Origin of the sequence: Burkholderia sp. Tr-20355, from assembly GCF_017104685.1 — a bacterium.
In the GTDB taxonomy this organism is placed as follows: Bacteria; Pseudomonadota; Gammaproteobacteria; order Burkholderiales; family Burkholderiaceae; genus Burkholderia; species Burkholderia seminalis.
In genome coordinates this window covers 1-981 of sequence record NZ_JAAGPK010000378.1, presented here as the reverse complement: position 1 = coordinate 981, position 981 = coordinate 1, and the positions used below count along the sequence as shown (strand labels likewise).

Here is a 981-nt window from a genome sequence, read left to right as displayed (position 1 = left end):
GCGAAGCGTTTGCCGAAAGTGGGCTACCAGCGCGCGCTGTCGGCCGAAGGGCTGCTGTCGCTGCGCCCCGATCTCGTGCTCGCGTCGGCGGAAGCCGGCCCGCCCACCGCGATCGCGCAGGTGAAAAGCGCCGGCGTCACGATCACGACGTTCGACGAACGCCACGACGTCGAATCGGTGCGCGCGAAGATCACGGGCATCGCGCAGGCGCTCGACGTGCGCGAGGCCGGCACCGCGTTGCTGCAACGTTTCGAGCGCGACTGGCAGGCCGCGCGTGACGTGGTCGCCGCGCGCGCGCCTGCCGGCGTGCAACCGCCGCGCGTGCTGTTCGTGCTGAACCATACCGGCAACCAGGCGCTCGTCGCCGGCCAGCGCACGGCCGCCGACGCAATGATCCGCTATGCGGGCGCGCGCAACGCGATGCAGGGCTTCGATCACTTCAAGCCGCTGACGACCGAGGCACTCGCGGCCGCCGCGCCCGACGTCGTGCTGATCTCCGACGAAGGGCTGGCCGCCGTCGGCGGTCGCGCCGCGCTACTGGCAACGCCCGGTTTCGGTGCGACGCCGGCCGGCCGCGCGCGGCGCGTGGTGTCGCTCGACGCGCTGTTGCTGCTCGGCTTCGGCCCGCGCCTGCCGCTCGCCGTCACGACCCTGCACCGACGCCTGTCGGATGCGCTCGCCTGATTCCGGATCATCTCGATGCCCGCTCACGCTTCGCCCTTCTCCGCGCCGTCGCCCGCCCGGCGCGCCGGCGCCGCGCGCGTCGGCACGTCGCGCCGCCTGGCGCCGTTCACCCGGGCCGCGCTCGCCGTGCTCGGGTGCGCGATGTCCGTCGTCGCGCTGTGCGTCGGCGCGTATCGCATTCCGCTCGCGGAGGCCTGGGCCGCCCTGAGCGGCGATGCCGCCGCGCAGCAGGCGCGCGCGGTGCTGCTCGACATCCGCGCGCCGCGCGTCGCGCTCGCGCTGCTGGTCGGCGGCGGA

2 protein-coding genes are annotated in these 981 nt (G+C 74.7%); both read left to right on the top strand.

Annotation, left to right across the window (positions count from 1 at the left end):
• Positions 1 to 684 (top strand): ABC transporter substrate-binding protein (locus G3N62_RS35495; RefSeq protein WP_206141554.1); only part of this gene is annotated, 684 nt, incomplete at its 5' end.
• Between the two features lie 15 nt (positions 685 to 699).
• Positions 700 to 981: iron chelate uptake ABC transporter family permease subunit (locus tag G3N62_RS35490; protein WP_206141553.1), on the top strand; the 282-nt coding region annotated here is incomplete at its 3' end.